Source organism: Kiritimatiellia bacterium (assembly GCA_026417735.1).
In the GTDB taxonomy this organism is placed as follows: domain Bacteria; phylum Verrucomicrobiota; class Kiritimatiellia; order PWTM01; family PWTM01; genus CAACVY01.
In genome coordinates this window covers 41,926-64,343 of the sequence record JAOACR010000021.1, presented here as the reverse complement: position 1 = coordinate 64,343, position 22,418 = coordinate 41,926, and the positions used below count along the sequence as shown (strand labels likewise).

At 67.3% G+C, this 22,418-nt stretch carries 35 protein-coding genes; 4 read left to right on the top strand and 31 right to left on the bottom strand.

The window, feature by feature from the left end:
- The first annotated feature begins 3 nt into the window (after positions 1–3).
- Positions 4–540 carry a Mut7-C RNAse domain-containing protein gene (locus tag N2652_11160; GenBank protein ID MCX7819742.1) on the top strand — a complete coding sequence of 179 codons (537 nt, stop codon included), beginning with the start codon at positions 4–6 and terminating at the stop codon, positions 538–540.
- Positions 541–579: 39 nt separating this feature from the next.
- Here N2652_11160 and N2652_11155 read toward each other — a convergent pair whose 3' ends face one another.
- A complete protein-coding gene (locus N2652_11155) occupies positions 580–1,704 on the bottom strand; it encodes a hypothetical protein (GenBank protein ID MCX7819741.1) in 1,125 nt (374 codons plus the stop codon).
- A 146-nt stretch (positions 1,705–1,850) separates the two neighbouring features.
- Here N2652_11155 and N2652_11150 point away from each other — a divergent pair, with 146 nt between their 5' ends.
- From N2652_11150 to N2652_11140, 3 genes are all read left to right on the top strand, one after another.
- Positions 1,851–2,909 carry an acetylserotonin O-methyltransferase gene (locus N2652_11150; GenBank protein MCX7819740.1) on the top strand — a complete coding sequence of 353 codons (1,059 nt, stop codon included), beginning with the start codon at positions 1,851–1,853 and terminating at the stop codon, positions 2,907–2,909.
- A 107-nt stretch (positions 2,910–3,016) separates the two neighbouring features.
- Positions 3,017–6,103: a tetratricopeptide repeat protein gene (locus N2652_11145; GenBank protein MCX7819739.1), complete on the top strand. Its 3,087-nt coding sequence runs from the start codon at positions 3,017–3,019 to the stop codon at positions 6,101–6,103.
- A 63-nt stretch (positions 6,104–6,166) separates the two neighbouring features.
- A complete protein-coding gene (locus N2652_11140) occupies positions 6,167–7,255 on the top strand; it encodes an LptF/LptG family permease (GenBank protein ID MCX7819738.1) in 1,089 nt (362 codons plus the stop codon).
- 97 nt (positions 7,256–7,352) lie between these two features.
- On the opposite strand, the gene rplQ is transcribed toward N2652_11140, so the two are convergent.
- The 30 genes from rplQ to rpsJ form a co-directional block, all read right to left on the bottom strand.
- Positions 7,353–7,751: a 50S ribosomal protein L17 gene (gene rplQ, locus N2652_11135; protein MCX7819737.1), complete on the bottom strand. Its 399-nt coding sequence runs from the start codon at positions 7,749–7,751 to the stop codon at positions 7,353–7,355.
- A gap of 21 nt (positions 7,752–7,772) precedes the next feature.
- Entirely contained in the window at positions 7,773–8,828 is a 1,056-nt protein-coding gene (locus tag N2652_11130) for a DNA-directed RNA polymerase subunit alpha (GenBank protein ID MCX7819736.1), read from the bottom strand.
- A 79-nt stretch (positions 8,829–8,907) separates the two neighbouring features.
- Complete coding sequence (gene rpsD, locus N2652_11125; GenBank protein ID MCX7819735.1) at positions 8,908–9,546, bottom strand: 30S ribosomal protein S4; 639 nt, start codon at positions 9,544–9,546, stop codon at positions 8,908–8,910.
- A 20-nt stretch (positions 9,547–9,566) separates the two neighbouring features.
- Positions 9,567–10,016: a 30S ribosomal protein S11 gene (rpsK, locus tag N2652_11120; GenBank protein ID MCX7819734.1), complete on the bottom strand. Its 450-nt coding sequence runs from the start codon at positions 10,014–10,016 to the stop codon at positions 9,567–9,569.
- Positions 10,017–10,067: 51 nt separating this feature from the next.
- Positions 10,068–10,469 (bottom strand): 30S ribosomal protein S13, encoded by a 402-nt coding sequence (gene rpsM / locus N2652_11115; GenBank protein MCX7819733.1) that lies wholly within the window; start codon positions 10,467–10,469, stop codon positions 10,068–10,070.
- A gap of 20 nt (positions 10,470–10,489) precedes the next feature.
- Positions 10,490–10,603, bottom strand: coding sequence for a 50S ribosomal protein L36 (gene rpmJ, locus N2652_11110; GenBank protein MCX7819732.1), 114 nt, complete (start codon positions 10,601–10,603; stop codon positions 10,490–10,492).
- Positions 10,600–10,821 (bottom strand): translation initiation factor IF-1, encoded by a 222-nt coding sequence (gene infA / locus N2652_11105; protein MCX7819731.1) that lies wholly within the window; start codon positions 10,819–10,821, stop codon positions 10,600–10,602. Before infA ends, rpmJ begins: the two co-directional genes overlap by 4 nt.
- Positions 10,811–11,572 carry a type I methionyl aminopeptidase gene (map, locus tag N2652_11100; protein MCX7819730.1) on the bottom strand — a complete coding sequence of 254 codons (762 nt, stop codon included), beginning with the start codon at positions 11,570–11,572 and terminating at the stop codon, positions 10,811–10,813. The genes infA and map overlap by 11 nt, the downstream gene beginning before the upstream one ends.
- Positions 11,569–12,222, bottom strand: a complete 654-nt coding sequence (locus N2652_11095) for an adenylate kinase (protein MCX7819729.1) — start codon at positions 12,220–12,222, stop codon at positions 11,569–11,571. Before N2652_11095 ends, map begins: the two co-directional genes overlap by 4 nt.
- Before the next feature lie 21 nt (positions 12,223–12,243).
- Complete coding sequence (gene secY, locus N2652_11090) at positions 12,244–13,593, bottom strand: preprotein translocase subunit SecY (GenBank protein ID MCX7819728.1); 1,350 nt, start codon at positions 13,591–13,593, stop codon at positions 12,244–12,246.
- A gap of 13 nt (positions 13,594–13,606) precedes the next feature.
- Positions 13,607–14,053, bottom strand: coding sequence for a 50S ribosomal protein L15 (gene rplO / locus N2652_11085; protein ID MCX7819727.1), 447 nt, complete (start codon positions 14,051–14,053; stop codon positions 13,607–13,609).
- On the bottom strand, positions 14,050–14,571 hold the full coding sequence (gene rpsE, locus N2652_11080; GenBank protein ID MCX7819726.1) for a 30S ribosomal protein S5: 522 nt from the start codon (positions 14,569–14,571) through the stop codon (positions 14,050–14,052). Before rpsE ends, rplO begins: the two co-directional genes overlap by 4 nt.
- 17 nt (positions 14,572–14,588) lie before the next feature.
- Entirely contained in the window at positions 14,589–14,951 is a 363-nt protein-coding gene (gene rplR, locus N2652_11075; GenBank protein ID MCX7819725.1) for a 50S ribosomal protein L18, read from the bottom strand.
- Positions 14,952–14,965: 14 nt separating this feature from the next.
- Positions 14,966–15,502 carry a 50S ribosomal protein L6 gene (rplF, locus tag N2652_11070; protein ID MCX7819724.1) on the bottom strand — a complete coding sequence of 179 codons (537 nt, stop codon included), beginning with the start codon at positions 15,500–15,502 and terminating at the stop codon, positions 14,966–14,968.
- A gap of 15 nt (positions 15,503–15,517) precedes the next feature.
- A complete protein-coding gene (gene rpsH / locus N2652_11065) occupies positions 15,518–15,925 on the bottom strand; it encodes a 30S ribosomal protein S8 (GenBank protein MCX7819723.1) in 408 nt (135 codons plus the stop codon).
- A gap of 19 nt (positions 15,926–15,944) precedes the next feature.
- Positions 15,945–16,130, bottom strand: a complete 186-nt coding sequence (locus N2652_11060) for a type Z 30S ribosomal protein S14 (GenBank protein ID MCX7819722.1) — start codon at positions 16,128–16,130, stop codon at positions 15,945–15,947.
- 4 nt (positions 16,131–16,134) lie between these two features.
- Positions 16,135–16,683: a 50S ribosomal protein L5 gene (gene rplE / locus N2652_11055; protein MCX7819721.1), complete on the bottom strand. Its 549-nt coding sequence runs from the start codon at positions 16,681–16,683 to the stop codon at positions 16,135–16,137.
- Between the two features lie 21 nt (positions 16,684–16,704).
- A complete protein-coding gene (gene rplX / locus N2652_11050; protein ID MCX7819720.1) occupies positions 16,705–16,992 on the bottom strand; it encodes a 50S ribosomal protein L24 in 288 nt (95 codons plus the stop codon).
- Between the two features lies 1 nt (position 16,993).
- Positions 16,994–17,359 carry a 50S ribosomal protein L14 gene (gene rplN, locus N2652_11045; GenBank protein ID MCX7819719.1) on the bottom strand — a complete coding sequence of 122 codons (366 nt, stop codon included), beginning with the start codon at positions 17,357–17,359 and terminating at the stop codon, positions 16,994–16,996.
- On the bottom strand, positions 17,356–17,655 hold the full coding sequence (gene rpsQ / locus N2652_11040) for a 30S ribosomal protein S17 (GenBank protein MCX7819718.1): 300 nt from the start codon (positions 17,653–17,655) through the stop codon (positions 17,356–17,358). The genes rplN and rpsQ overlap by 4 nt, the downstream gene beginning before the upstream one ends.
- Positions 17,652–17,849, bottom strand: a complete 198-nt coding sequence (gene rpmC / locus N2652_11035) for a 50S ribosomal protein L29 (GenBank protein MCX7819717.1) — start codon at positions 17,847–17,849, stop codon at positions 17,652–17,654. Before rpmC ends, rpsQ begins: the two co-directional genes overlap by 4 nt.
- A gap of 19 nt (positions 17,850–17,868) precedes the next feature.
- The gene (rplP, locus tag N2652_11030) at positions 17,869–18,291 is read right to left on the bottom strand and encodes a 50S ribosomal protein L16 (protein MCX7819716.1); all 423 of its coding nucleotides are present in this window, start codon (positions 18,289–18,291) and stop codon (positions 17,869–17,871) included.
- Positions 18,275–18,955, bottom strand: coding sequence for a 30S ribosomal protein S3 (rpsC, locus tag N2652_11025; protein MCX7819715.1), 681 nt, complete (start codon positions 18,953–18,955; stop codon positions 18,275–18,277). The genes rplP and rpsC overlap by 17 nt, the downstream gene beginning before the upstream one ends.
- Positions 18,956–18,982: 27 nt before the next feature.
- Complete coding sequence (rplV, locus tag N2652_11020) at positions 18,983–19,327, bottom strand: 50S ribosomal protein L22 (protein ID MCX7819714.1); 345 nt, start codon at positions 19,325–19,327, stop codon at positions 18,983–18,985.
- 86 nt (positions 19,328–19,413) lie between these two features.
- On the bottom strand, positions 19,414–19,698 hold the full coding sequence (rpsS, locus tag N2652_11015; GenBank protein MCX7819713.1) for a 30S ribosomal protein S19: 285 nt from the start codon (positions 19,696–19,698) through the stop codon (positions 19,414–19,416).
- 3 nt (positions 19,699–19,701) lie between these two features.
- Complete coding sequence (gene rplB / locus N2652_11010) at positions 19,702–20,526, bottom strand: 50S ribosomal protein L2 (protein MCX7819712.1); 825 nt, start codon at positions 20,524–20,526, stop codon at positions 19,702–19,704.
- Between the two features lie 10 nt (positions 20,527–20,536).
- Positions 20,537–20,818, bottom strand: a complete 282-nt coding sequence (gene rplW / locus N2652_11005; GenBank protein MCX7819711.1) for a 50S ribosomal protein L23 — start codon at positions 20,816–20,818, stop codon at positions 20,537–20,539.
- Positions 20,815–21,462 (bottom strand): 50S ribosomal protein L4, encoded by a 648-nt coding sequence (gene rplD, locus N2652_11000; GenBank protein MCX7819710.1) that lies wholly within the window; start codon positions 21,460–21,462, stop codon positions 20,815–20,817. The genes rplW and rplD overlap by 4 nt, the downstream gene beginning before the upstream one ends.
- 2 nt (positions 21,463–21,464) lie before the next feature.
- Positions 21,465–22,100 carry a 50S ribosomal protein L3 gene (gene rplC, locus N2652_10995; protein MCX7819709.1) on the bottom strand — a complete coding sequence of 212 codons (636 nt, stop codon included), beginning with the start codon at positions 22,098–22,100 and terminating at the stop codon, positions 21,465–21,467.
- A 3-nt stretch (positions 22,101–22,103) separates the two neighbouring features.
- Positions 22,104–22,412, bottom strand: coding sequence for a 30S ribosomal protein S10 (gene rpsJ, locus N2652_10990; GenBank protein MCX7819708.1), 309 nt, complete (start codon positions 22,410–22,412; stop codon positions 22,104–22,106).
- Positions 22,413–22,418 lie beyond the last annotated feature (6 nt).

Sequence of the window (22,418 nt, the reverse complement as noted above, 5' to 3'; positions counted from 1 at the left end):
CCAATGCCGTCGCCTTGCCACGCTGCGCCACCGCATCCGACCATATCCTCTCCACCCGCATTTGTGATCGACCACATGCTAATCCGGCTCGGCCGCTGGCTGCGTCTGTGCGGCTATGATGCCGTGTGGAACCCCGCACTCCGCACGCGGGACCTGATCCGACTGGCAAACGCCGAGCAGCGAGTGTTCGTAACCTGCAACAGCCACATCCGCGATAACTTTCCAGCCCCCACCCAGTGGGTCCGCCTGACCGCCTCAACGCCGCTCCCGCAGTTCCGCGAGCTCGTCAGCCGGCTGCGGCTGGATCCTTCGGCGCAGGCGTTCAGTCGTTGCGCAGTCTGCAACCACCCGCTCGTACCCGCCGATCCATCCCCTGCGATGGAAGCGCGGCTACCGCCCCGAGTGCGCGAACGTCACCCCTCTCTGTGGCGGTGCGAGAGCTGCGATCGCCTCTACTGGCGCGGATCCCATGTCGAGCGAACCGCCCGCCTCCTAGGTCTTGATCCGCGAGAACCCAACGGGGCGCCCCAGCCCCCCTGACGACATCCGCCCCTCTCTCCCCTCGGCGCCATCCCTCGCTCAAGCACCGCCCGCCCCCCCCTCCTCGAAGTCCGGTGGGCGACTGTAACAGTACTCCACAATGCGAGGAATGTCTTCGATACGGACTCCGCGCCAAAATATATGCCATCGCGCACCCCGTAGCCGTCCCTCTGCCTGCTGGTCATACCATCCGTTGATGGGATTGTCGGCGCGCGAACGCCAAAACAACGCGGCGTGTTCGCGCCGGAGCCGATGCCACAGCTCCTGCGCAAGACCCTCCCCCCGTGCGGCCATACCGACCGCAAATTTCGACACATAGCGCCCTGCGGGATGGCGCTCGAGCACCGCCGCCCCGCGGTACTGCTCCTCGTAGTACACATCGCTGACCGCTGCCAACCATTCTCGGCGGATCAGCCGCCGCCCAAACGCTTCTTCGAGCACAGCCACCAGCCGGTGCACGTCAACCCCCTCCAAACAGCATGCGTGAAGGATCCGACTGCCGCGCCGGATCACCGTTCCGCGGCCCCGCACTGTGAACAGCTCCCGCAGAAGGTCCAGCGGCGACGCAACCGAAAAATGCAGTGACGGATATCGGTCCAGCGCCGCGCTCGCCACACACAGCGCCTCGTCGGCGGCATCGTCGGCCGAAAGCTCCTGATCATTTTCGCCCTGCAACAGGTGCAGTGTGACCGGAGTACCGTCCACCGCGCGGAACATGCCGCGGCTCCGGAGCCACTGGACGCGGCGCACGAGGTCCGGAATCATGGGCAGCAGCGCTTCGAGCCGGCTTCGCGCCGGCATCTCCAGGATCAGCCCCCCGCGCCGCGCACGACACTCCGCCAGACGGTCCGCCGTGCCGCGCGTCCAACCTTCCCCAGCGGCCGGCGCCCATCGCATCAGGGCAGGCACTGCCGACTCCATCGCGCGCGCCGCCGCCGCCGCCTCACGGCCGCACAACAGCACAATCGGGGTCAACTCCAGCTTCAGCAGAAACTGCAGGTCAAACTCCACCGCCTGCAGAAACTCCGCGACTGCGGTGTCATCCGGCACGATCGCCGCAAAACACGTGCCCGGTGCGGTCTGAAACTTGCGCAGATAGTACTCGTACTCTTCGCGGCGCCCCAGACCGTCGAGAAAAAGTCGCAGCGTCGTGGACAACAGCATGCCCTCTTATACCCCTCCCCACGGTCGCTGTCACACGATTGGAACGGGCCGGCCGTGACGCCGCCCCTTTCTGGCAGAGCATCACGAACCTTCACACTCAACCAACCTGTTTGGAGCCCCGACGGTAGGCCACTAGAATGCGGGACGTGACGACGACCCACCGCCCCACCAACGCCCGTGCCCTCGACGGAACCGACGAGGGCCTCACCCGTCTGATGAACCTCGCCACCGGTTACTGGGCGTCTGCCGCGTTGGTCGCCGCAGTCGAGCTGGGCGTTTTCGAGGCGATCGCCGCCGGCGCCCGAACCACCGCCGATATCGCCGACCGATGCGGGTGCAGCCGGCCGCACCTGGAAGACTTGCTCCGCGCCCTGGCGGCGCTGAGCGTCGTCCACACCACACCGCTCGGATGGCAACCGGCTCAGGAACTCCAGGTCTATCTGAACCCGGACTCGCCGCGTTCGCTCCTGCCTGCGCTCGCAATCAATCGCGATTTGTTTCCGCTGTGGGCCCGGCTCGCGCACGCAGTCCGCACCGGCCGCCCCCCCTCGGAGCCGGGACGTCATCTGGGTGGCGACACGGACCAGACCCGCCGCTTCGTGCTGGCGATGCATAGCCGCGCCATGGCGCTCGCCGACCAGCTGCTGCCGCTGGCCGACCCCGGGCCCGTCGAAACCCTCCTGGATGTCGGCGCCGGCCCCGGTACGCTGAGCCGTCTGCTCGCCGAACGCGATCCCCGCCTCCGGATCACCCTCAGCGACCTTCCGCCCGTCCTCGAAATCGCCCGCGAACTCCATGCCGCCTCCCCCGCCGCGAGCCGCCTCTGCTTTCTTCCCGCCGACTACCGGCAGCATCGCGAGTGGGGGGGGCCCTATGAGGCGATTCTCTTCTGCGGCACGCTGCATCAGGAGTCGCCAGAGAGTGCCGCCGATCTGTTCGACCGTCTCCGCGTTCATCTCGAACCCAACGGCCGGCTGATCATCGTGGACCTCATGAGCAGCGGAGACCGTGCTGATCCGATGGCGGCACTCTTTTCGCTGAACATGCGGCTCACCAGCCCGCAGGGACGGGTGTGGAGCGTGCAGGAAATCGCCGGATTGCTTGAACGTCTGGGATGGAACATCCGAGAACGGCGTTGCGCGACCGCCCTCCCCTACTGGCGCATCGAAGCGGCTCTCCCTGCAGCGCGGAGCACGGCCCTCTGATGTCGGTGAACACCGGCGCGAGCATTCCACCGATCGCTGTTGCCAATCCCGTAACACGACTACCCCCACGACCATTGCCACCGCACCACGGCGCATGGGTGGCGGCCGTGGGCGGCACTGCACTGGTGTTGTTGGCCTGCGTGATGTGTCCCGGACTGTTCCCCGGTGAACCGGCGGAGACCATCGCCGTGATCGGCGGACGGGGACCGCTGCCATCACTCACGCACCCGCTGTGGGAAAGCGTCGTCCGGATCGCCCAGCGTCTCCCTTTCCCACTCTTCATTCGCACACTGAACGGATTCAACGTCGTGGTCGGAGCCGCCGCCGCCGCGCTGTTGTTCCACCTCGCCGCGATGTTTCGAACCAGCACCGCGGCATGCCCGCCTCCCCAGACCGCTCCGGACGACTCCAGCGACAAAGAATCCCCCGCTCCGCCGCTGGACACGCCACAACTGGCACATGTGCCGGCCATCCTGGCGGTGCTGTTGGGAGCCGGATCGTTTCCCTTTCTGTTTATTGCCACTCGTTGTCACCCCGCCGCGTTAACCACAGTGCTCTGGCTGGGAGGTGTGGGTCTGGCGGCCGCCTACGGCCGCAGCGGGAAACGCCGGCGACTGTACGCGGCCGCCGCGCTGCTCGGATTGGCCTCCGCTGAATCCCCCGGCACATGGTTCCTGTGGCCGGTGCTCCTCCCGTGGCTGACGCTGCTTCTGCTCGCCCATCGGGATCTCGTGCTGCCGTTCATGCCGGATGCGTCCCGGGGCCACCTCGCCATCCGCGTGCCGCTGATCGCGGGCGCCATCCTGCTGGGCGCATTGCTGGCGCCCTGGGTCGTTCGCGCCGCAATTTTCCAGCGCGAAGCCGCTGCAGCTTGGGCGGACGCCGAATCGTTCGGCCCCGCGTTGCGGGAAGTGTTGCGGGCTCAACTCCGTGCGGTACGGACCGCGATCCCCCCGGTCGGCTGGCTGCTACCGGCGCTGTGCGTGGGTCTGCCCGGCGCGTTGGTGGTCGCCGCCTTCGCCGGCGAGCGGCCCGAGCGACGCGGGCCGGCCGCAGCCTCACTGTTGCTGGTGTCCGCCGTCGCGGTCTCCGTCGCCTTCGATGCACCCTTCGCACCCTGGCCAATTTTTCAGGCCTCGCCGCTGCTCGTCGTTCCCTACGGGGTGATGGCACTGTGGACCGCCGCCGCCGCCGCCGGTCTGATCCGCCTTTTCCTGCACGACCTCGACCGCCGGGATCTGCCCGGCCCGCTCGCCCGCCTCGACCTCACGCCCGCGCGCCGCCGCAAGGCCGCGGTCGCTTACACGGCGGCAATGGTGCTTTCGTTCGGCGCCGCAGCCGGTCGCCACCTACGGCAGGTCGCCCTCTGTGACTCCACGCCGTTCGACCAGTTTGCGAGCAACGTGCTCGAGGAGCTCGAAGGGTCCGAACGGGTCGTGTTGGCATCGCCGCTCGAGCCGTTACTCACCGTGCGCGCCCGCAGCGAACGGCCGGACCTGCGATTCCTCAACGTCCAACTGGGCCGCCATCCAGTGTACCTGCGCTATGTGGCGGACATCTTCGCCGACGACCCCCGCGCTCGCGGACTCGCACCCGCCGGTCTCGACGCGCTCCTCGCGGACTGGTTCGTTCGGGACCCCTCGGTCACCGGCCGCGTCGTCACACTGGATCTGCCCGAACTCTGGCGCCTCGGCGGATGGACCGCGCTGCCCGCTCGCCTGTCCTACCGCGGCGTCGCCGCACTGGATGCGTCCACACTCGCCGCGCGATGGGCCGGCTTCCCAGCATGGACCTCACAGTTGGCCGCCGCCTTCGCACGGCTGGACCGGCTGCCCCGCGCGTTCGAACCCTACGCGGTTTGGTTGCGGCGCCATTCGAGCCGGCTGCTGAACGACTTCGGATTCATGCTCGAAGAGATCGGCCGCTCCGCCGAAGCGTTGACCGCGTTCGACGCCGCTGCCGCCCTCGATGCGGAGCAGTTCAGCGCCCGGCACAACCGGGCCAGATTGGCCCGCGATCTGGGACACCCGTCGGCGGAAAGGGCCCAACAGGATCTCGAGCGTTGGCTCGCACAACGCCCCGCCTTTGATCGGGTCGCGGCCGCGCGGTGGAACGGCCTCATCCGCGATCCGAACCTTCAATACCGCAGAAGCGCTTTGGCGGCTCGCTCCGGCCTGCTCGACTTCGCGCTGTCGGATCTCATTGACCTGCGCCACGAGTCAGATGCCCCTGCCGTTCAGCTTGCGATGGCCGCGGTCCTCGAGGGCCGCGGCAACGTGGCGCAGAGCCGCGCATTGTTCCAACAGCTGGCCGAGCAACACCCGGATCGCATCGAGCTGCAGCTCGCCGCCGGGCTTGCCGCGCTCAACGCCGGCGACGTGACATCCGCGGTCGCAGTGGCGCATTCGTTGCGCAACCGGCAACCACCAACACTGCCGGTCTACGAGGCGCTCCTCGCTGCGATGACGGGCGATGTCGCGACCGCCCGCGGCATTCTCACCCGCCGCCTCGCCGATTCACCGGACGACCGCGCCGCGCACATCGCAAACGGCTTCGTCGCGGCAAAAGCCGGCGACATCGCCGCCCTCCGCCGAACCGTTGACAGTCTTCGATCAAGAAATCTGCGCATCCCGTGGCTGGAAACGGTTCTCGCGGACGCACTCGCGGGGGAAGGCCGTACCGCGGAAGCCCGGGAAATCATCGAGCAGGTCGTCGCGCGTCATCCCGCCTTCGGGCCCGCCTGGGATGTGCTGCTCGCCCTCGATGTCGCCGAACGGCGTTCAGACCGCGCGCGGGAGCACGCGGCCCGACTTCTCCGCCTCCGGCCGGGCCATCCCCGCGCCAACCACATCTGGGCAAGCCTGCTGATCGCGGAAGGCCGATGGGAAGACGCCGCGGCAGCGCTCGAGGTCGCCCGGCGCAGCGCGCCCGACGACGCCGCGATCCTCAACGATCTGGCATGGTGCCGCCTCCACCTCGGCGACACCGGCAGGGCGCTGGATCTTGCCACGCGCGCGGTGGCGCTCGAACCAAACTCAGCAGTCCACCTCGACACGCTGGCCCGCGCACTGCTCGCGGCGGGACAGACCAACCGAGCCGCGGAGGTGGTGCACCGTGCGCTGAGGATTGCGCCGGACGACGCCGAGCTGCGGGCGCTGGCGACCCAATTGCGCACCGTCGAAAGTCCGCGCTGACGTGCGCCGCCGTTCTCGCCCCGTCCTTGCCAGCGTCGCCGCCGCCCCCGTATGCTCGCGCGCGTGAAGCTGCTGGATCGATATCTTCTGCGTCGGTTCTTTGCGCCGCTCGTGGTCTGCTGCGCAGCGTTCACGATGGTTTATGTCGTCTTTGACCTCTTCAACAACCTCTCAGACTTTCTTCAAGGCCGCGCATCGCTGCCCAGCCTCCTCCTCTACTATCTGCTGCTCATCCCCGCCTCGCTGAACTACATCGTGCCGGTCTCAATGGTGCTGGCGACTCTCTGGTCGCTCTCCCAGCTCACCCGTCACAATGAGATCACCGCGATGCGCGCCTGTGGTCTGAGCCTCGTGCGGTTGATGCTACCGCTGATGGTGATCGGGCTGGTGGCCAGTGGCGTCGTTCTGGCGGTCAATGAGACGATGGGCTCCGAGGCCGCGTATCGCACCCGACAGTTTGTCCGGGTCCAAGGCCGGTCCGACGCAGACGAGGCGCACATCGCTGGACCGCTGCCCTACCACAACCCCACCGAGCGCCGGTCCTGGCTGATCGGACGCTTCGATACCCTCACGCACCAGATGCAGAACATTCAGGTGGTTCAGCAGTCCGCCGCCGGCCGCGACATCTGGAAGGCGTTCGCGGACGAGGCTGTATGGACCGGCGGGGCGTGGTGGTTCTACAACGTCCGCCTCCAATACTACGACGCGAACGGCCATCCGCTCGGGCCGCCGCGGATTCTCCCCCTCCGACCGATGACCGAATTCACCGAAACCCCCCGCGAGTTCCTCAACGAGATCAAAGACCCGGAATTCCTGACCGCCGCGGAGCTGGTCCGGTTCATCCGCACACACCCCCAGTTGGACGCCCGTGCAGTTCAACGGCTGCGTGTCACGCTGCACAGCCGGCTGGCCCTGCCCTGGGGATGCCTGATCGCCGTACTGTTTGGAATCCCATTTGGCACCACCACTGCGCGCAAGGGTGCGTTCCGCGGCATCGTGTTGTGCCTGGCGCTGTTCTTCTCCTCCTGGGCGATGGTCAGTTTGGGACTGTGGGCCGGCAAAATGGGCTTGATACCCGCATGGGTGGGCGGGTGGGGCCCGACGCTGCTCTATCTGGCGATCGGCTTACGCCTGGCACTGCGCGATCGGTGAAGGGCCGGCGCCGCCTTCCGCGCGAGACACGCTCATCTCCCTGCCGCCGCTCCCCCCGCCCGCCGGCGATCCTACAGGCGAGGGGAACCCGACCGGCTCAGCCGGCCGTCGCGGCGGAAGCCTCTCGGGCAGCCTCGCCGATTGGCCGAACCCATTCCAGTACCGCCATCGTTGAGCTGTCTCGCCGGCGGCCGGGAAGCCGGGTAATGCGGGTATAGCCGCCGTTGCGATCGCTCATCGCCGGCGCAATCTCCTTGAACAGCCGACTGACCGCCCGCTTTTGGCGCAGCACCGCCAACGCCCGCCGCCGCGCCGCCAGCGTCCCCGCGCGCCCCCAGGTGACAGACCTCTCCGCAAGCCGGCGGGCCGCTTTCGCCTTCGCCAGCGTCGTGCGGATTCGGCCATGCAAAATCAGGCTGCACACCAGCGACGCCAGCAACGCGTTGCGGTGCGCGGTCGTCCGCCCCAGCTTGATGGTCGTCTTGCGATGGCGCATGCCGGTCCTCCCGCCGTGATCCTAACTCTTCTTCTCCGACCGGACGCCGACCGCCCGGCCCTTTTCCGCCGCCGCGGCACGGTCGGCCTCGCTCGGCAACAGATCGGCCTCGAACGTCATGCCGAGCGAGAGGCCGAGCTCCTGCAACCGCTGCTTGATCTCGTTCAACGATTTCTTGCCAAAGTTGCGGAACTTGAGCAGCTCCGCCTCGCTCTTCTGCACCAGCTCGCCGACCGTCAGAATGTTCGCATTGTTGAGACAGTTCACCGCGCGCACGCTCAGCTCAATGTCGTTAATGCTCATCGCGAGCTTGCGCCGCAGCTCCTCGCGCTGCGCATCCACCTGCCGCTCCGTGGTATCAAACTGGATGAAGTCGCGGTCGTAGTGCACAAAGACATCCAGGTGATGTCGCAAAATGGATGCGCTGATCGTCAGCGCCTCGTCCGGCTCCACGCGCCCGTCCGTCCAGATCTCGAGCACGAGGCGGTCATAGTCGGTCCGGCGCCCCACGCGACAGTTCTCGACCGTGTACTTCACACGTCGAACCGGCGAGAAGAGACAGTCGATCGGGATCACGCCGATGTCCTGGTCCGGCTTCTTGTTCCACTCCGCCGGCCGGTACCCCCGCCCGATGCACACCTCCATCTCCATGTCCAGTACGCCGTCCGGCGCAAGGGTCGCAATGTGGTGCTCACGGTTGAGCACCTCAATCATCGCATCGCCCTCGATGTCGCCGGCGGTCACCTCGCCAGGGCCCTTCTTCCGGAGCCGGATCTTGCGAGGTTCGCGCGCGAACATCTTCAACCGCACGCCTTTCAAGTTCAGCACGATGTCGGTCACGTCCTCGACCACACCCGGAAGGCTGCAGAACTCGTGCATCGCACCCTCAATGCGGACGGATGAAATCGCCGCGCCCTCAATTGAGGACAGCAACACCCGGCGCAACGAGTTGCCCAGCGTCCGGCCGTAACCGGCCTCAAACGGCTCCGCCACATACTTTGCATAATGCTGAGACGGATCGCTCTCGACGGCGGCAACCGCCTTCGGCATTTCGAATCTCGCCACTCGGATCGGCATCGACGAACCTCCCAGGACCGGACGTTACCCGGCCCGTATGGTGAGGGGACCGGCGGCCGCTGCGGGCCGCCACCCCGTATCATTTCGAATACAACTCCACAACCTGCTGCTCGTTCACGATCGGCTGGATTTCATCCCGGCTCGGCACATACCGCACTTCACCCCGCAGCTCCTCGCGATGCAGCGCCAGCCACGGCACGACCTCGTCGCTCTTGCGGACGCTCGCGATCTGCTCGAGGCTTGCTGTCGCCAGCTGCCGGCTGGCCTCCCGACCACGAACCTGCACCTGGTCGCCCGGCCGGAGCTGACAGGAGGGGATGTCTACCTTCCGGCCATTCACCTCGATGTGGCCGTGCAGCACCATCTGCCGCGCCGCCCGCTGCGACACCGCAAAGCCCAGCCGCCACACCACCGTGTCCAGCCGCAGCTCGAGCATCTGCAGCAACCGCTCTCCCGTGACACCGCGCCGCTTCAACGCCTTCTCGAAAAACACCCGGAACTGCTCCTCCTGCATCCCGTAGATCCGGCGAAGACGCTGTTTCGCCCGAAGCTGCTCTCCGTAGTCCGAGAGCTTACGCCGTCGAGCCCCATGCTGCCCCGGCGGGTTGCGCTCCTTGTCGATCGCGCACTTCGCCAAGTAGCACCGGGTGCCCTTCAAAAACAACTTCATCCCCTCGCGGCGGCACAGCCGGCACGCAGGTCCGATGTATCTGCCCATCGCTGGTACTCCTCGACGCCTCAGACGCGCCGCCGCTTCGGCGGCCGGCAGCCATTATGCGGAATCGGCGTCACGTCCCGGATCGCGGTCACCTGCAGTCCCGCCGCCTGCACCGCCCGAATCGCCGACTCCCGCCCGGCGCCGGGACCCTGCACGCAGATCTCTACCTCCCGCATGCCCGCGTTCGCCATCGCCGCCCGCGCCGCCTCCTGCGCGACCACCGTGGCCGCATACGCGGTGCTCTTCCGCGATCCCTTGAATCCGCACCGGCCGGCCGTGCTCCAGGCGATCACATTCCCCTTCGGATCCGTGATCGTGACACAGGTGTTGTTGAAGGTCGCCCGGATGTGCACGATCCCCACCGGGCAGTGGCGCGCCCCCTTCCCGCGCGCCTTCCGCACAGGCTTCGCCGCTGCGTCTGCCGTCCCCGCACCCGTCTCCGGCGCCACGGGCTCGGATGCCCCGTTCATCTGTTTGTCATCGGCCATAACGACGCTCTCCGGAACTCCGACGGCCGCACCTTACCCTTTCGCCGCCTTCACCGCCGCTCGCGCCTCTTTGCCGCGCACCGCACCCACCGTCTTCCGCGGCCCCTTGCGCGTCCGCGCGTTGGTCTTCGTCCGCTGCCCGCGCACCGGCAATCCGCGCCGGTGTCGGATGCCGCGATAGGCGTTGATGCTGATCAGGCGGCGGATGTTTTGCTGCACGTCACGCCGCAGATCGCCCTCGATGCGGTACCCCTGCAGCACCTCGGAAATCCGCGTGATCTCCTGATCGGTCAAATCGTCCGCCCGCTTCGCGACGTCAACGCCGGCCTTCTGACAAACCTCGCGGGCCCGGCTCAATCCAATTCCGTAAATGTACCGTAGCGCGTACTCGATCCGCTTGCGCCCCGGGATGTCCACGCCCATCACTCGCGGCATAGCCCACTCCTCTCCATGCGTCAGCCCTGACGCTGCTTGTGCCGCGGGTTCGTGCAGATCACCCGCACAACTCCGCGGCGGCGCACCACCTTGCACCGCTCGCAAATTCGACGCACCGAGCTGCGCACTTTCATCTCCGCATCACCTCGTCCAGCGGTCGGATGCGCCCCTTGCTCATGTCACAGGGCGACATCTCCACTGTGATCCGATCACCCACCGCCAACGGGCGCACGTCCGCCGCACATGCAAAGAACGCGACGAACTCGTGGCCGTTTCGCAGCCGCGCCCGAAAAGCTTTAGATGATATCACATCCACAACCACCGCGTCCAGCACAAACCAGTCACGATCCATCGCCCAGATCCGTCAGCACTTCCGCGACAGCTCGCCCCACCGCAACCGTGTTCTCCACGTGCGCCGCACGGCCGCCGTCGCAGGTCCGCACCGTCCAGCCGTCCGGATCCACCCGCACCGGCGAGCCCCGCTCGTTCACCATCGGTTCGATCGCCAGCGTCATTCCGGCCCGCAACACCGGACCCGTGCCCGGCCGCCCGAAGTTCGGAATCTGCGGTTCCTCGTGCAGCGATCGGCCGATGCCGTGGCCCACATAGTCCCGCACCACCGAATATCCTGCCGCCTCCACCGTCTGCTGGATCGCCGCGCACACGTCGCCGAGACGCCGTCCCTCGACCGCGGCCGCCGTCGCCGCCGCCAGCGCTGCCTCCGCGACGCTCACCAGTCGCCACGCCTCCGGCTCCGCGGAGCCCACCACCACCGTCCGTGCCACGTCTCCGTACCACCCGTCCAACACCACCCCGCAGTCCACGCTCACCACATCGCCCGCCGCGATGCGGCGCCGACCGGGGATCCCGTGCACCACCTCGTCGTTGATCGAGACACAAATGCGCGCCGGAAACCCCCGGTAGCCCAGAAACGCGCTCTGCGCACCCTCCCGCTCGAGCGCCTCCCGGGCCACCTCATCCAGCTCGCCCGTCGTCACCCCCGGCGCCACGCGGGCCAACACCGCCGCCAACACCCGCGCCGCCGCCCGGCCGCTCGCACGCATCCGCTCCAGCTCGGTCTCGCTCTTGATCGGAATGCTCACGGCCACGCCGCCAGCACCTGCGCGATCCGATCGCGCGTCGCCTCCGGCGTGCCGGTCGCGTCCACCTCGTATAGAATGCCGCGCGCGCGATACAGATCGATGAGCTCGCGCGTCTGTCGCTCGTAGACGTCCAGCCGGTTCGCGACCGTCGCCTCGTTGTCGTCCGGGCGCTGATAGGTCGACCCACCGCAGCGGTCGCACACCCCCGCCACCCGCGTGGGCAGGTTCACCACGTGATACACCGCGCCGCACTGCCGGCAGACGCGTCGCCCCGCAATCCTCGAGATCAGCACCTCTCGCGGTACCGCAAGCAAAAATACCCCGTTGAGCTTCGCCCCAAACCCCGCCAGCAGCGCATCCAGTCCGTCCGCCTGCGCGCGGGTCCGCGGAAAACCGTCGAACATGTATGCGGCCGACGTTCCCTCCCGCTCGATCCGCTCCCGAACGATGCGCAGAATCACATCGTCCGGCACCAGGTCCCCGCGCTCCATGTAGGCGCGCGCCTCCAACCCGACCGGCGTCCCGGCCTTCACCGCCTCGCGCAACATGTCGCCGGTCGACACATGTCGATACGGCGTCGTCGCGGCCAGCCGCGCCGCGACCGTCCCCTTCCCCGCACCCGGCGCCCCCAGCAGCAGAATTGCCTTCATCCCGACACACCTCCCCGCCGCTCAGGTCCGCCCCCGCAGACGGCCCTTCTTCAGAAAACCGTCATAGTGCCGCGTGAGCAAGTGCGCCTCGATCTGCCGCATCGTGTCCAGCATCACGCCGACCACGATCAGCAAACTCGTGCCGCCAAAAAACGACGCGACCAGCCACGGAATGCCCAGATGCTTCTGCATCACGGTCGGAATCACCGCAATCACCGTCAGAAACACTGCGCCCGCCAACGTGATCCGCGTCATCGTGTGGTCCAGATACTCGGCCGTCGGCGTGCCAGGCCGGATGCCGGGCACATACCCACCATACTTCTTCAGATCGTCCGCGATCCGCACCGGGTTGAACTGCGTCGCAACCCAGAAGTAGGAGAAGAACAAAATCATCAGCGCGTACAGCACCATGTGCGCGCCGGAGCCGTAGTCAATGCTGGCGCCCAGATCCTTCGCCCAGGTCCACGGCAACGCCTTCAACAGCCGCGGCGGAAACAGCAGAAGGGACTGCGCAAAAATGATCGGCATCACACCCGCGTAGTTCACGCGCAGCGGCATGTATGTGCTCTGCCCCCCGTACACCTTCCGCCCGACCACCCGCTTCGCGTACTGCACCGGAATCTTGCGCTGCGCCTGCGTCACCGCGATGGTGCCCGCGATCACCAGGAAGATCATCAACAGCATCAGCGCCAGATGAAACGGCGTGTACGGCCGCTCCCCACCCACCGGTTCGAACATCCGCATCGTTTGCGCGACCGCGCCCGGCAACCGACTGACAATGTTGATCGTGATGATCAGCGAAATGCCGTTCCCGATGCCGCGCGCGGTAATCTGCTCACCCAGCCACATCTGCACCATCGTGCCGGTCATCATCGTCAGCACCGCGAGCGCCACAAATCCAAAGTGCGACTGCATGTGAACGATCGGCCGGTGAATGCCGAGCGCGGACGGGTTCAACAGCGCGCCCGCCAACGCGCTGCCCTGCACCACGCACAACCCCACCGTCAGATAGCGTGTGTACTGCGTGAGCTTCTGCCGCCCCGCCTCCCCCTCGCGCGCCAACCGCTCCAGCGCCGGGATCACCGCGGTCATCAGCTGCAGAATGATGGACGCGCTGATGTAGGGCATGATGCCCAGCGCGCCCACCGCACACCGGTCCATCGCTCCGCCCGTGAACAGGTCGTACAGCCCCAGAAACCCGCCGCCGGCCTGGCGCTGCACCTCCGCAATCACCTCGCGCAGCGCGTTGTAGTCCACACCGGGAACCGGCACCACCGCGGTGATCCGAACCGCGAAAATCAGGCCGAGCGTGAACAGAATGCGGTCGCGAAGCTCCGGAATTTTGAACGAGTTCGCAAAGGCCGACAGCATCGCCGCCCCTCGATCAGCGGATCGTTTCCGCGGTGCCACCCGCGGCGGCGATCTTCGCGGCGGCCGAACGGCTGAACGCGTGGGCTCGCACCGTCAACGCCTTGGTCAGCTCACCGTCCCCCAACACTTTGATCCGCATCCGCGCCGGTCCTCGCGCCAGCCCGCGCTCGCGCAGCACCGTGGGGTCCACCACCGCTCCGTCTTCGAACACCTCCAGCTGGCCCACGTTCACCGGCTGGTACTCCACCGGGTTGGGCGAGCTGAACCCCACCTTCGGCAACCGGCGGATCAGCGGCATCTGCCCACCCTCAAACCGCAAACGCCGACCACTGCCCGCCCGCGCATGTTGCCCTTTGTGACCTCGCCCCGCCGTCTTGCCATGCCCGGACGATTCACCCCGCCCCACCCGTTTGCGGGGCCGGCGGGCGCCCGGTGCATTCTTCAGCTCGTGCAGTCTCATGTGGTCACCACTCCCTCCGACCGCATCTCCCGCAGCGCCTCATACGGACGAAGCTGCTCCAGCGCCTCCATTGTCGCCCGTGTCACATTCAGTGCGCTGTCGCTACCAAGCGACTTCGCCAGCACGTCCTTCACTCCGGCCAGATCCAGCACCGCCCGCACCGCGCCGCCCGCAATGATGCCGGTGCCGCGCGACGCCGGTTTCAACAGCACATGCGCACCGGCAAACCGGCCCTCCACCTCGTGCGGAATGGTGCGGTCGCGCAGCGGCACCGTGCGAAGGTTCCGCCGCGCCATTTCGCCACCCTTGCGAATCGCATCCGCCGCTTCGCGCGCCTTGCCCAACGCAAATCCGACATGCCCGGCCCGGTCGCCAACCACGACCAGTGCGCTGAAGCTGAACCGACGGCCACCCTTGACCACCTTCGCGCAGCGATTGATCTGAACGACCGCCTCGTCCAGCCCGGAGTCGTCCCCCGCCCGGTCCACGCGATCGGCACCAATCCGCTTTCGATTCATCCGTTTTGCCCCCGACCTCAGAACTTCAAGCCGCCCTCGCGTGCCGCGTCGGCCAGCGCCTTCACCCGGCCGCCGTAACGAAAACCACCACGGTCAAACACCACTTCAGAAATCCCGACCGCGCGCGCCGCCTCCGCCGCCGCCCGGCCGATCTGCCGCGCCGCCTCGACCGTCACCCGCCCGGCGAACTCCTTCAGCGGACCGGCATAGGTCGATACCGCCGCGAGCGTCCGCCCCGCATCATCATCCACAAACTGCACCTGTGCATGCCGCAAACTGAAGTGCACGCACATCCGCGGCCGCTGCGCGCTGCCCCGCACCCGTCGACGAATCCGCCGGTGCCGCCGCTGCCGATACTCCGCACGTGTTCTCGGTTTCATCCGCCCAATGTGCCCTACGCCACGGTCTTTCCGGCCTTCCGCCGAACCTGTTCACCCTTGTACCGGATTCCCTTGCCCTTGTAGGGTTCCGCCCGGTAAAAGGATCGAATCCGCGCCGCCACATCCCCCACCAGCGCCTTCGAACAACCGCTGACCCGAATCGTCGTCGCGTCCGGCGTCTGAATGTCCACTCCCGGCGGAATGGGGAACTCGATCGGATGCGAGAAACCCAGCGTCAGCGACAATGTCGAGCCCTGCCGCTGCGCCCGATAGCCGACCCCCTGCACCTCCAGCTCGCGGACGTATCCCTGGTGCACCCCCGTCACCATCCCCGCGATGATGGACCACGACGTGCCCTGCAACCGCCGATGGTCCGCGCTTTCCCCCAGCCGCCGCACCACGATGCCCTGAGCGCCAACCTCCGCCACCACGCCCGCCGGCAACGTCCAGCTCAGCTCTCCTTTCGGCCCACGAACACTGATCCGAGGCCCGTCCACCGCCGCGGTCACCCCCGAGGGCAGCGCAATCGGTTTCTTTGCGAGTCGTGACATCGGCCGTTCTCCGCACTACCAGACCTGACAGATCACCTCGCCGCCGAGTCGCCGCCGGCGCGCCTCGCGGTCGGTCATCAACCCCGCGGACGTCGTGATCACCGCGATGCCGGTGCCGCTGCGAACAGGTCGCAGCTCGTCCACCGCCGCGTACCGCCGACAACCCGGTGAACTCACCCGACGCAACCCGCGAATCACCGGCACGCGATTCGGACCCGACCCGTGATACTTCAACGCAATGTGCAACATCCGCCGCGCCCCCCGGGGCTCCACCGCGTAGTCGGCAACAAATCCCTCCTGTTTCAACACCCGGCAGATCTGCTCCTTCAGCCGAGAGTGCGGAGCGTCCACCGAGGGCAACCCCGCCGCACAGGCCGTGCGGATCCGGTTCAAAAGGTCCGCGATCGGATCGTTCAAACTCATCGTCAAAACTCCCGCCGGCTCACCAGCTCGCCTTGATGACGCCGGGCAGCCGCCCCGCCTGCGCCAGCTCCCGCACGCAGATCCGACACATCCGGAACTTGCGCCAATACGCCCGCCGTCGCCCGCACCGCTCACAACGGTTGTACGCGCGAACCCGAAACTTCGGCGGCCGTTGCTGCTTCGCTCTCCACGCTTTTGTCGCCACGGTCTTACGCCCCCTGTTTCGCAAATGGCATGCCCAGCCGCTCCAGCAGCTCGCGAGCCTCGTCGTCGGTGCGGGCGCTGGTCACCAGCGTGATGTCCATGCCCTGCACCCGCTTGATGTGATCGGGATTGATCTCAGGAAAAATCGTCTGCTCTCGCACACCCAGTGAATAGGAACCCCGCCCATCGAACCCGCGCGGCGACACACCCCGGAAGTCCCGAATCCGCGGCAGCGCCGCCACAATCAGACGGTGCAAAAACTCGTACATCCGGTCACCCCGCAGCGTCACCTTCGCGCCAATCGGCATGCCCGCGCGCAACCGGAAATTCGAAATGCTTTTGCGCGCATGTGTAACCAGCGGACGCTGACCGGTGATCTTCGCCAGATCCTCCGTCAGCGCCTTCATCGTGTCGCGGTCGGTGTCCGCATCAAACCCCATGTTCACCACAATCTTCCGAAGCCGCGGCACCCGCAGCGGGTTCGCATAGCCGCGCGCCTTCGCCATCTCCGGCACCACCCGCGTCCGATACAACTCCTTCAGATACGCCGCCATGGTCACTCCTGCCGTTCGCGATCAGCCGGTCTTCTTCGACGCGGACGCGCGCTCCGGATCAAACCGCCTCAACTTGCAGGCCGGCAGCGGCGCTTCGACGCTCACAATCGCTCCCTTCGGGTGCTCGGGTGACTTCCGAAGGTGTTTGCGCACAAGGTTGATCCCCTCCACCACCACGCGCCCCTCACGCCGCAGCACCTGCAGCACCTTGCCGGTGCGGCCACGGTCATCGCCCGAAATCACATACACCACGTCACCCCGCTTGAACGGCACGGGCGACGGAGTAGACCGCCGACGCCGTCCCCTCATCTCACACCACCTCCGGCGCCAGCGACACGATCTTCATGAACTCGCGCTCCCGCAGCTCCCGAGCCACCGGGCCAAAAATCCGCGTACCACGAGGGTTCATTTGGTCATCCACCAGCACCACCGCGTTCGAGTCAAACCGCACTGTAGAACCGTCCGGCCGACGCGTCGGCTGGCGCGTCCGCACCACGACCGCCCGAACCACGTCGCCCTTTTTCACCATCCCACCCGGTGTCGCCTCCTTGATCGTAACGCGGATCACATCGCCCACCCGCGCATAGTCGCGCACGTGGCCAAGCACCCGAATACACTGCGCGCGCTGCGCGCCAGTGTTGTCTGCGACTTCCATCGTCGTCCGCAACCCAATCATCGCGCGTCCTCCCCGCTCCGGGGCGCCCGCTCGATCACCTCGACCAGACGCCATCGCTTCAGCCGGCTCAGCGGCCGCGTTTCCACGATCCGCACCCGGTCGCCCACCCGGGCGAGACCGGCCTCGTCATGCGCGTAAAACTTCGAATAGGCGCGGATCTCCTTCTCGTACAGCGGATGACGCTGGCGACGCTCCACCCGCACGACGATCGTCTTCGCCATCCGGTCGCTCACCACCTCGCCAATCCTCTCCTTGCGGCGGCCGCGCGCCGGCGTCGCTGTGCCGGTCGTCGTCATGTTTTCGCTTTCCTCCGTTCGGTCCGCACCGTCTCCATCCGGGCCAGGTCCCGCCGCACCTCGCGAATGCGCGAGGGGCGCTCCAGCCGCCCCACTGCCGGCTGCATCCGCAGGTTGAACAGCTCGCGCCGCGCTTGCTCGATCTGCACGCGCAGCTCATCGTCGGTCCATTCGCGGATCGCTCGCGCCTTCATTGCCGGTTCTCCGTGCGCCTTACCGCACCAACGCGTGCCGTGACACAAAGCGCGAATGCACCGGCAGCTTGAACGCCGCCAGCCGTAGCGCCTCGCGCGCGGTTTCCGCGGGCACACCGTCCATTTCGAACAACATCGTGCCCGGCCGCACCACCGCGACCCATGCCTCGACCGCGCCCTTTCCCTTCCCCATGCGCGTTTCAAGCGGCTTCTTGGTCACCGGCTTGTCGGGAAACACCCGCAACCAAACCCGGCCCTTCCGCTTGATGAACCGGTTGATCGCCACCCGACACGCCTCCAGCTGCGTCGCGGTCACCCACCCGCGCCCGAGCGACTGCAGCCCATACTCCCCAAACGCCAGCGTATTGCCAGACTGCGCAATGCCTCGCCGTGAGCCGCGCTGCTGCTTCCGATACTTCACCCGCTTAGGCATGAGCGGCATACGCACGCTCCTTTCGCCCAGCCGGCGCGGTCCGGTCGTCCGTCCGGTTGCAGATCCACACCTTCACGCCGATCTGCCCCGCCACCGTCCGCGCCTCCGCAAAGCCGTAGTCAATGTTCTCGCGCAGCGTGTGCAGCGGCACCTTGCCGCGGCGTAGCCCCTCCGTGCGCGCCAGCTCCGCACCGCCCAGGCGGCCGGCCACCTGGATCCGGATACCCTCCGCCCCGGCCTCCATCGCCAGGTCCGCCGCCCGCTTCATCGCACGCCGGAACGACACCCGCCGTACCAGCTGCGCCGCAATTCCTTCCGCGACCAACTGCGCATTGCGCTCGGGATGGTGCACCTCCTGCACGTCCACATACACGTCCCGCTTCGTGCGCTCCGCCAGAAGCTTCCGAAGTTCCTCGCGACGGTCCTCGCTGCCCCGCCGCCCCACCACCACCCCCGGGCGCGCCGTGTGGATCGTCAGCCGCACCAGATTCCCGTGCCGCTCAATCTCAATCTCCGAAATCGCCGCGTCTTTGAAACGCTCCAGCGTCCATCGCCGGATCCGGTCGTCCTCGACCGCGAACAGCCCGTACATTCGCCGGTCCGCAAACCACCGGGACCGCCACGCCTTGGTGACGGTCACCCGCATCCCGATCGGATTGGCTTTCTGACCCACCGAACACCCCTTTCCCGTGTGGCGGCGCTACTTCGAGCTTCCCGCCTCCGTCAACACCACCCGCACATGGCTGAACCGATGCTGGATCGGGTGCGCCGCGCCGCGCGCGACCGGCATCCACCGCTTCAACCTCGGCCCCTCCTCGATCACCGCTTCCTTCACCACCAGCCGCTCCGCATTCAGATTGCGATTGTTCGTCGCGTTCCCGATCGCCGACCGCAGCGTCTTGCCCAGCCAGTACGCGGCCCGCCGCTCGCTGGCGCTCAGCAACGCGAGCGCGACCGACACCGGCCGCCCCTTCAGCTCGCGCGCCAAATCCCGAGCCTTCCGTGGCGACAGCCGCACGTATTTCGTCGTCGCGACAATGTCCATAATCCACTTCCCCGCGGAACCCGTCCCGCGCAGACGCGGCCGGCCAGTATAGGCAACCGCACCGCCGCCTGCAACTGGCGCCGCCGCTACTTCAACGCCACCGTCTTGTCCGTTGCCACGCCGTGCTTGCGGAACGTGCGAGTCGGCGCAAACTCGCCGAGCCGGTGGCCCACCATGTTCTCCGTCACATACACGGACACAAAAGTACGACCGTTGTGCACCAGAAACGTCTGCCCGACGAACTCGGGGGTGATCATCGACCGGCGCGACCACGTCTTGATCGGCCGCCGGTCCGCCGTCGCGCGCGCCCGCTCCACCTTGCGACGCAGGTGCTCATCCACAAACGGCCCCTTCTTCAAGGATCTCGACATCGCTCAATCTCTCCGCTTCACAATGAACCGGCTCGAGGGCTTCCGACGCCGCCGGGTCCGCTTGCCCTTCGTCTGCACACCCCACGGCGACACCGGCGGCCCACCGCCCGACGTGCGCCCCTCACCACCGCCCATCGGATGGTCCACCGGGTTCATCGCGACGCCCCGCACCGTCGGCCGAATGCCGAGCCAACGCCGCCGCCCCGCCTTCCCGAGCGAGACGTTCGCATGATCGAGATTGCCGACCTGACCGATCGTCGCCATGCACGTCTCAGGAACCCGCCGAATTTCACCCGAGCGCAGCTTCAACAGCGCGTATCCCCCCTCGATCGCCGTCAGTTCCACCATTGCACCCGCCGCGCGAGCCAGCTGGCCGCCGCCGCCCGGCCGCAGCTCAACATTGTGCACCGGCAGTCGCAACGGAATTTTGTTCAGCGGAAGCGCATTGCCGATCGCCGGCTCCGCATCCGGGCCGCTCATCACCGTCGCCCCCGGCCGCAGCCCCTCCGGCGCCAGAATGTAGCGTTTTTCGCCGTCCGCGTAGTGCAACAGCGCAATGCGCGCCGAGCGGTTGGGATCGTACTCGATCGCGACCACTTTCGCTGGGATCCCGATCTTGTCCCGGCGAAAGTCGATCACCCGCAACCGTCGCTTGTGACCGCCGCCGCGGTGCCGCACCGTGATGCGGCCGTACATATTGCGGCCACCGGTGCTGCGCCGCGGTCGCAGCAGCGACTTCTCCGGACGGTCCTTGGTGATCTCCTCGAACGTCGGCAGCTCGGCGAACCGGCGGCCGGGCGTGACTGGTTTACAGCGTTTCAGCGCCATGGTGCTCGCCTCACGTCATCTCGATTTTCTCGCCCTCGCGAAGCGTCACAATCGCACGCTTTCGTGACGGCGTGCGGCCCGCCTGTAGCGTCCGCCCCCGCTTCAGTTTGCCCCGCCGCCACATCGTGTTCACCGCGGTCACATGCACCTTGAACAGCTGCTCGACCGCGCGGCGGATCTCGATCTTGTTCGCGTCCGGCGCAACCTCAAACACGTATTGACGGCCCTCGCGCAACCGCGTTCCCTTCTCGGTCACCAGCATGCGACGAATGATCGTCTCGGCCGGCTTCATTGCGCACCTCCCGCCACCACCGGCGCGATCCGGCCGGCCAGCACGTCCATCGCCGCCGGCGTCGCAACAATCCGCGCGGGACGCAGCACCGCCTCCACGCCGACGTCCCTCGCCGCCGCCACCTCCACCCCCGGCAGGTTCCGCGCCGCCAGCCGCAGATTCCGCCCCACCGGCTCGGCCAGCAACAACAAGCTCCTCGGCGAACCCAGCGAGCGCACGAGTTCGGCGACGTGCCGCGTCTTCGGCTCCGGAATCTCCAGCGACTCCACCACCACCCCCTCGCCGGCAGCGATCCGCTCGCTCACCGCCCGAGCGAACGCCAGCCGCGCCGCCTTCCGGTTCACCCGCATCGCATAACTGCGCGGATGGGGACCGTGAGCCACCCCCCCGCCGCGCCAGATCGGCGACCGGCGGTACCCCGCCCGCGCCCGGCCAGTGCCCTTCTGCCGCCACGGCTTCCGGTTGCTGCCCGCCACCTCCCCCTTGCCCCGCGTGTTCGCGGTGCCGGCCCGCCGCGTCGCCTGTCGCGCCACGACCAGATCGTGTACCGCCTGAACCCCGCGATCGGTCACCAGACGGTGGTCGTCCCACTCGTAGTGACCAACTGTCTCGCCCTTTAAATTCCGTACCTCCAGCTTGCTCATGATCACTTCGCCGCCTTCTTCAGCGCCCGCCGGATCATCACCAGGCCCCCCACCGGGCCGGGCACCGCGCCGTGCACCAGCACCAGGTGATCCTCCGGCCGGACGTCCACCGCGCGCAAATGCTGCACCGTCACACGCACGTGCCCCATGTGCCCCGGCATCCGCTTGTTCTTCAAAATGTGCCCCGGCAGCTCGCGCATGCCCACCGACCCCGGACGCCGATGCATCGTATGACCGTGCGACGCCGGCTGCCCCGCCATCCCGTGCCGCCGCATCACCCCCTGGAAGCCCCGCCCCTTTGTCACACCGGTCACATCCAAGAGCTCGCCCTTCGAGAAAATCGCCGCCGTGACCGTGTCACCCGGCTTCGGGTCCTCACCAGGATCCAGCGGCACCTCCCGCAGCACCCGAAACGGTCCCACCCCCGCCGCCTTCGCGTGCCCCACCGCCGCGCGCGTCGCCCGCGATGGCTTGCACGGCTCAAAGCCCAGCTGCGCGGCGTCGTACCCATCTCGATCCGCCCGCTTCCGCTGAACCACCACGCACGGCCCCGCCTGAAGCACCGTCACCGACAGCTGCCGCCCGTCCGCATCAAAGACGCGCGTCATGCCGATCTTCCGCCCGATCAGCGCGTTCATTCGTCACACCTTGATGTTGATGTCGACGCCAGCCGGCAGGTTCAGCTTCTTCAGCTCGTCCACCGTCCGCGCCGTCGGCCGGATGATGTCCAGCACTCGCTTGTGCGTCCGAATCTCAAACTGGTCCATCGACTTCTTGTCCGCGTGGGGACTCCGGTTGACCGAAAACCGCTCGTGTCGGGTCGGCAGCGGAATCGGACCGGCCACCCGCGCGCCCGTGCGCTTCGCGGTCTCGACGATGTCCGCCGCCGACTGGTCCAACACCCGGTGATCGTAACCCCGCAGACGAATCCGTATCCGTTGCCCCGTCATGTTCGC

What these genes read in the sequence shown, in the direction of transcription:
- N2652_11160 (MCX7819742.1), top strand. Translation starts at nt 4, where the DNA reads ATGCCGTCGCCTTGCCACGCTGCGCCACCGCATCCGACCATATCCTCT.
- N2652_11155 (MCX7819741.1), bottom strand. Translation starts at nt 1,704, where the DNA reads ATGCTGTTGTCCACGACGCTGCGACTTTTTCTCGACGGTCTGGGGCGC.
- rplQ (MCX7819737.1), bottom strand. Translation starts at nt 7,751, where the DNA reads ATGCGCCATCGCAAGACGACCATCAAGCTGGGGCGGACGACCGCGCAC.
- N2652_11130 (MCX7819736.1), bottom strand. Translation starts at nt 8,828, where the DNA reads ATGCCGATCCGAGTGGCGAGATTCGAAATGCCGAAGGCGGTTGCCGCC.
- rpsD (MCX7819735.1), bottom strand. Translation starts at nt 9,546, where the DNA reads ATGGGCAGATACATCGGACCTGCGTGCCGGCTGTGCCGCCGCGAGGGG.
- rpsK (MCX7819734.1), bottom strand. Translation starts at nt 10,016, where the DNA reads ATGAACGGGGCATCCGAGCCCGTGGCGCCGGAGACGGGTGCGGGGACG.
- rpsM (MCX7819733.1), bottom strand. Translation starts at nt 10,469, where the DNA reads ATGCCGCGAGTGATGGGCGTGGACATCCCGGGGCGCAAGCGGATCGAG.
- rpmJ (MCX7819732.1), bottom strand. Translation starts at nt 10,603, where the DNA reads ATGAAAGTGCGCAGCTCGGTGCGTCGAATTTGCGAGCGGTGCAAGGTG.
- infA (MCX7819731.1), bottom strand. Translation starts at nt 10,821, where the DNA reads ATGGATCGTGACTGGTTTGTGCTGGACGCGGTGGTTGTGGATGTGATA.
- N2652_11095 (MCX7819729.1), bottom strand. Translation starts at nt 12,222, where the DNA reads ATGAAGGCAATTCTGCTGCTGGGGGCGCCGGGTGCGGGGAAGGGGACG.
- secY (MCX7819728.1), bottom strand. Translation starts at nt 13,593, where the DNA reads ATGCTGTCGGCCTTTGCGAACTCGTTCAAAATTCCGGAGCTTCGCGAC.
- rplO (MCX7819727.1), bottom strand. Translation starts at nt 14,053, where the DNA reads ATGAGACTGCACGAGCTGAAGAATGCACCGGGCGCCCGCCGGCCCCGC.
- rpsE (MCX7819726.1), bottom strand. Translation starts at nt 14,571, where the DNA reads ATGAATCGAAAGCGGATTGGTGCCGATCGCGTGGACCGGGCGGGGGAC.
- rplR (MCX7819725.1), bottom strand. Translation starts at nt 14,951, where the DNA reads ATGAAACCGAGAACACGTGCGGAGTATCGGCAGCGGCGGCACCGGCGG.
- rplF (MCX7819724.1), bottom strand. Translation starts at nt 15,502, where the DNA reads ATGTCACGACTCGCAAAGAAACCGATTGCGCTGCCCTCGGGGGTGACC.
- rpsH (MCX7819723.1), bottom strand. Translation starts at nt 15,925, where the DNA reads ATGAGTTTGAACGATCCGATCGCGGACCTTTTGAACCGGATCCGCACG.
- rplE (MCX7819721.1), bottom strand. Translation starts at nt 16,683, where the DNA reads ATGGCGGCGTATCTGAAGGAGTTGTATCGGACGCGGGTGGTGCCGGAG.
- rplX (MCX7819720.1), bottom strand. Translation starts at nt 16,992, where the DNA reads ATGAGGGGACGGCGTCGGCGGTCTACTCCGTCGCCCGTGCCGTTCAAG.
- rplN (MCX7819719.1), bottom strand. Translation starts at nt 17,359, where the DNA reads ATGATTGGGTTGCGGACGACGATGGAAGTCGCAGACAACACTGGCGCG.
- rpsQ (MCX7819718.1), bottom strand. Translation starts at nt 17,655, where the DNA reads ATGACGACGACCGGCACAGCGACGCCGGCGCGCGGCCGCCGCAAGGAG.
- rpmC (MCX7819717.1), bottom strand. Translation starts at nt 17,849, where the DNA reads ATGAAGGCGCGAGCGATCCGCGAATGGACCGACGATGAGCTGCGCGTG.
- rplP (MCX7819716.1), bottom strand. Translation starts at nt 18,291, where the DNA reads ATGCCGCTCATGCCTAAGCGGGTGAAGTATCGGAAGCAGCAGCGCGGC.
- rplV (MCX7819714.1), bottom strand. Translation starts at nt 19,327, where the DNA reads ATGGACATTGTCGCGACGACGAAATACGTGCGGCTGTCGCCACGGAAG.
- rpsS (MCX7819713.1), bottom strand. Translation starts at nt 19,698, where the DNA reads ATGTCGAGATCCTTGAAGAAGGGGCCGTTTGTGGATGAGCACCTGCGT.
- rplB (MCX7819712.1), bottom strand. Translation starts at nt 20,526, where the DNA reads ATGGCGCTGAAACGCTGTAAACCAGTCACGCCCGGCCGCCGGTTCGCC.
- rplW (MCX7819711.1), bottom strand. Translation starts at nt 20,818, where the DNA reads ATGAAGCCGGCCGAGACGATCATTCGTCGCATGCTGGTGACCGAGAAG.
- rplD (MCX7819710.1), bottom strand. Translation starts at nt 21,462, where the DNA reads ATGAGCAAGCTGGAGGTACGGAATTTAAAGGGCGAGACAGTTGGTCAC.
- rplC (MCX7819709.1), bottom strand. Translation starts at nt 22,100, where the DNA reads ATGAACGCGCTGATCGGGCGGAAGATCGGCATGACGCGCGTCTTTGAT.
- rpsJ (MCX7819708.1), bottom strand. Translation starts at nt 22,412, where the DNA reads ATGACGGGGCAACGGATACGGATTCGTCTGCGGGGTTACGATCACCGG.